Source organism: Streptomyces sp. NPDC059900, assembly GCF_050270335.1.
Classification (GTDB): Bacteria; Actinomycetota; Actinomycetes; order Streptomycetales; family Streptomycetaceae; genus Streptomyces.
On the sequence record NZ_JBNNJZ010000701.1, the window covers coordinates 1 to 3,817 of the forward strand.

The 3,817-nt window shown below is 71.4% G+C and carries 5 protein-coding genes; all 5 read left to right on the forward strand.

Going from position 1 to position 3,817, the window contains the following annotated elements; all coding sequences use genetic code 11:
- Nucleotides 1-54: 54 nt before the first annotated feature.
- On the forward strand, nucleotides 55-525 hold the full coding sequence (locus tag ACQKIP_RS42300; RefSeq protein ID WP_365852592.1) for a hypothetical protein: 471 nt from the start codon (nucleotides 55-57) through the stop codon (nucleotides 523-525).
- Nucleotides 526-683: 158 nt separating this feature from the next.
- Entirely contained in the window at nucleotides 684-1,703 is a 1,020-nt protein-coding gene (gene glnII, locus ACQKIP_RS42305) for a glutamine synthetase (protein WP_365852590.1), read from the forward strand.
- Between the two features lie 166 nt (nucleotides 1,704-1,869).
- Nucleotides 1,870-1,992 carry a hypothetical protein gene (locus ACQKIP_RS42310; protein WP_361199114.1) on the forward strand — a complete coding sequence of 41 codons (123 nt, stop codon included), beginning with the start codon at nucleotides 1,870-1,872 and terminating at the stop codon, nucleotides 1,990-1,992.
- Nucleotides 1,993-2,080: 88 nt separating this feature from the next.
- Complete coding sequence (locus tag ACQKIP_RS42315) at nucleotides 2,081-2,698, forward strand: winged helix-turn-helix domain-containing protein (protein WP_365852588.1); 618 nt, start codon at nucleotides 2,081-2,083, stop codon at nucleotides 2,696-2,698.
- Between the two features lie 84 nt (nucleotides 2,699-2,782).
- On the forward strand, nucleotides 2,783-3,778 hold the full coding sequence (locus tag ACQKIP_RS42320) for an NAD-dependent epimerase/dehydratase family protein (RefSeq protein WP_365852586.1): 996 nt from the start codon (nucleotides 2,783-2,785) through the stop codon (nucleotides 3,776-3,778).
- Nucleotides 3,779-3,817 lie beyond the last annotated feature (39 nt).

Here is a 3,817-nt window from a genome sequence, read left to right on the forward strand (position 1 = left end):
GCTCCATACGCGCAGGCCGGACGACGGATCCGGGAAACGGAGAGGAGCGCGACCGTGCGGAGCCTGAAGTCCGGGGGCGTATACGGAACCATCCTCGCGAGCGCGCTGGTCGCGGCGCTGCACTCGGAGCAGCAGCTCTACACGCCCTGCTACGACGCGGCCTGGATCATGGTGACCGCGGGCACCGCCGCTCTCGCGCACGGATACGCGCACCACATGTCCACGCACCGGCCGGGAACGGGCCTCCAGCGGTGGCGGCAACTGGTCCGCGAACTCCTCGACGAGTGGCCGGTGATCGTCGCGTGCTGGCCCACCGTGGCCCTGCTCGTGCTCTCCGGGATCTTCGACTGGCCGGAGGAGCCCGTCACCTGTGCCGTGCTCCTCCTGAACGCGGCCCTGCTGCTCACCTGGGGCACGTTCGGCGCGCTGCGGGCGGGCTACCGGCGGCGGTCCGCCGTACTGCTCGGCATGGCGGACGCGACGATCGGGCTGCTCATCGCGGCCGCCAACGCCGTCATCAAGTAGGGCCGGGCGTGAAGTGAGCCACATCCACGGCAGGTAACACGGGGTTCACATTCGAGCAATGGCCGGGAAATCGCGCGTTGGCAGGCTGCGCGGCATCACCACGGCACCGCAGCACCCGCACGTTCTGCGCCGTACCGAGCATTTAAAGGATGGCCCCCGTGACCTTCAAGGCTGAGTACATCTGGATCGACGGCACCGAGCCGACCGCCAAGCTCCGTTCGAAGACGAAGATCATGGCCGACGGCGCGGAGCTCCCCACCTGGGGCTTCGACGGATCCAGCACCAACCAGGCCGAGGGTCACGCATCCGACCGTGTGCTCAAGCCGGTCTTCACCTGCCCCGACCCGATCCGCGGCGGCGACGACGTACTCGTGCTCTGCGAGGTCCTCAACACGGACATGACGCCGCACGAGTCCAACACCCGTGCCGCGCTCGCCGAGGTCGAGGCGCGCTTCGGTTCGCAGGAGCCGATCTTCGGCATCGAGCAGGAGTACACCTTCTTCGAGGGCGACCGCCCGCTCGGCTTCCCCGTCGGCGGCTTCCCGGCCGCGCAGGGCGGCTACTACTGCGGCGTCGGCGCGGACGAGATCTTCGGCCGTGACGTCGTCGAGGCGCACCTGGAGAACTGCCTCAAGGCGGGCCTCGGGATCTCCGGCATCAACGCCGAGGTCATGCCCGGCCAGTGGGAGTTCCAGGTCGGCCCGCTCGCGCCGCTCGAGGTCTCCGACCAGCTGTGGATCGCCCGTTGGCTGCTCTACCGCACCGCCGAGGACTTCAAGGTGTCCGCGACGCTCGACCCGAAGCCGGTGAAGGGCGACTGGAACGGCGCGGGCGCGCACACGAACTTCTCGACGAAGGCGATGCGCGAGGGCTACGCCCCGATCATCACCGCCTGCGAGTCCCTCGGCGAGGGCTCCAAGCCGATGGACCACGTCAAGAACTACGGCGCGGGCATCGACGACCGTCTGACCGGCCTGCACGAGACCGCCCCGTGGGACGAGTACAAGTACGGCGTCTCGGACCGCGGCGCCTCGGTCCGCATCCCGTGGCAGGTCGAGGTGGAGCAGAAGGGCTACATCGAGGACCGCCGCCCGAACGCGAACGTCGACCCGTACGTCGTGACGCGGCTGCTCGTCGACACCTGCTGCACCGCCCTGGAGAAGGCCGGCCAGGTCTGATCCCGCGCGCATGAACGTTCCCGGAGGGGGCGCCCGCCGTACCGGTGGGTGCCCCCTCCGGCATGGCGGCCCCGAGGGGCGAAAACACGCCAAGGGTTGGCCAAGGACCCGTATCAGCGTGCGAGAGGGAACGACCGCCGCCTCTCCCATCTGCTTCAATGGGGTCATGGGCAGCTACGGGAACATCGCGACGGGTCGTGACCACGACCTCGAGCCGTTCTGGCCTTCCCGTCAGCACCACGACTTCGACCGGGTGTGTTGCCGCGCGACGAACGCGCAGGCCCTCTAACGCCGTTCACCCGGCTTTCGCCTGACGCGCACGACGTACGTACGTCCTCGTTGACTGACGACTCCTTCGCGCGAAAGAGCTGACTTCCATGGCGAACTCCCGTTCCTTCTCTGCCTCCACCGCTTCCGTCGCCGCCGCGACGGCCACCGCCACGCCGCCGGTCAGCCCCGGCCGGGGGCGGCTGCGCGCCGTCGCCCCGGACGAGGTGGTGCAGCTCACCGACTTCCTGCCGCCGGGCGCGACCTGGCTGCCCGCGCCCCAGCACACGCTGCCCACGCTGCCGGGCCAGCCGCCGATGATCGGCTACCTGGTCCTCGTACCGGCCGGGCAGGAGCCGCCCGTCGCCGCCGGACCCGAGCCGGTACAGCCGGCCGCCGTGCAGGGGCAGGGGCACGGCAAGGAGCAGGCGTCCGCCGGGCCCGTGTGGATCGACTCCGTGCAGCGTGCCGCGCAGGTCGACGGGCGGCAGCTCGACCTCACGTATCTGGAGTTCGAGCTGCTCGCGCATCTCGTCGCCCACCCCCACCGGGTGCACACCCGCGACCAGCTGGTGACCACGGTGTGGGGGTACGGGCACGTGGGCGACGGGCGCACCGTCGACGTCCACGTCGCGCGGCTGCGGCGCAAGCTGGGCGCCGAGCACCGCCAGACGATCCAGACGGTGCGCCGGGTGGGCTACAAGTACGCGCCGCCGGTGTCCCGCTGACCGGGAAGTTCCCTGGTGGGGCCGGGCTCTGCCGGTAGCAGAACCCGGTTCCGCCGACGGGATCACGGGTGCAGAGTCGTCGGCATGAGACTTCTGATGCTGGGCGGTACGGAGTTCGTGGGACGGGCGGTCACCGAGGCGGCGCTCGCGCGTGGCTGGGAGGTGACGGTCTTCCATCGCGGGCGCCACGAGGCACCCGCAGGCGCGGTGACGCTGCTCGGCGACCGTACGGCGGACGGCGGCCTGGACGCGCTCGCCGCCTCCGACGCCGAATGGGACGTCGTCGTCGACACCTGGTCGGGAGCCCCGCGTGCCGTGCGCGACACGGCGCGGCTGCTCTCCTGGCGTGCGGGGCGGTACGTGTACGTGTCGAGCGTCTCCGTGTACCGGTGGCCGATCGCGGCGGGCTCCGACGAGAACCACCCCCTCGTCGGGGGAGATCCCGGCGCGGACGCGGTGGCGTACGCCGAGGACAAGCGGGGCGGGGAGCTCGCGGCCCTCGCGGAGTTCGGCGCCGAGCGCACGGTGCTCGCCCGCGCGGGGCTGATCCTCGGTCCGTACGAGAACATCGGGCGGCTGCCGTGGTGGCTGAACCGCGTCGCGCGCGGCGGGCCCGTACTGGCCCCCGGGCCACGGGAGTTGGACCTCCAGTACATCGACGCGCGTGACCTCGCCCAGTGGGTTCTGGACGCGGCTTTCGCGGGCCTGCACGGCCCGTACAACATCGTCTCCCCCATCGGGCACACCACGACGGAAGAGTTCCTGAAGGCATGTGTGGCCGTGGCGGGCGCGGCCGACGCGGAGCTGCGGTGGACCGACCCCTCGGTGATCGCCGAGCACGGCATCGAGCCGTGGACGCAGCTGCCGGTGTGGGCGCCGCCGGGCGAGATGCACGACTCCATGCACCGCACCTCGACGGAGAAGGCGACGGCCGCGGGCCTGCGGGCGCGCCCGGTGGCGGACACGATCGCCGACACGTGGGCCTGGCTCCGGTCGATCGGCGGAACGGCCCCGCAGCGCCCCGACCGCCCGGCGGTGGGCCTGCCCCCGGAGCTGGAAGCGAAGGCGCTGGGGCTGTAGCAGGGAAATGGGGCGGTGGTCGGGCTGGATTCTCCAGCC

Bases quoted from the DNA above. Each gene is read 5' to 3' on its own strand.
- ACQKIP_RS42310 (WP_361199114.1), top strand. From the start codon at position 1,870: ATGGGCAGCTACGGGAACATCGCGACGGGTCGTGACCACGACCTCGAG.
- ACQKIP_RS42315 (WP_365852588.1), top strand. From the start codon at position 2,081: ATGGCGAACTCCCGTTCCTTCTCTGCCTCCACCGCTTCCGTCGCCGCC.
- ACQKIP_RS42320 (WP_365852586.1), top strand. From the start codon at position 2,783: ATGAGACTTCTGATGCTGGGCGGTACGGAGTTCGTGGGACGGGCGGTC.